This window comes from Ralstonia sp. VS2407, assembly GCF_052950655.1.
Window position 1 is genome coordinate 1 of the sequence record NZ_JBRFVG010000245.1, and the last position, 470, is coordinate 470.

The window sequence follows — 470 nt, forward strand, 5'->3', positions numbered from 1 at the left end:
TCCTGGTATGCTCCAGATTCCGAGTGACTCATTTTTAACCTTTTCTTGTGCTTCCTCTAATTCTAGTAGATACTTAGTGTTAGGCTCTTTGACATAAGCCACACGTGCTAATCCCTCTCTCACAAGTGTTTTTTGTAGTAATGTTCCATCTACAAAAATATACCCCAACGCTCTACCGTAATGATCTTTTTTATCCCCTTGATCATATTCAAAAGTAATTTCTGCAGCAGTAGACAAAAGCTCTTTTGTGCGTTTGCTAGCTTCCAATCCGAACGGCTGAACTTTTGTTTTCGGTTTCACAGTCTCGGGTGTGTCAATTAATAAAAACCGAACTTTTTGTTCTTTTCCGTCAATTTTTAATACTGTGGTATCGCCATCCACGTGCCTAACAAAATCAGCTGGTATACGTTGATCGTTTGAAATAGTTTGAGTAACATTTTCAGTCACTTCTTTTACACTATCCTGTGCTT

At 38.3% G+C, this 470-nt stretch carries 1 protein-coding gene; it reads right to left on the minus strand.

Annotated features, from left to right (window positions below; all coding sequences use genetic code 11):
• The coding region (locus tag ACU8YE_RS24850) for a thermonuclease family protein (RefSeq protein WP_446930202.1) at window positions 1–470 on the minus strand (470 nt) is incomplete at both ends.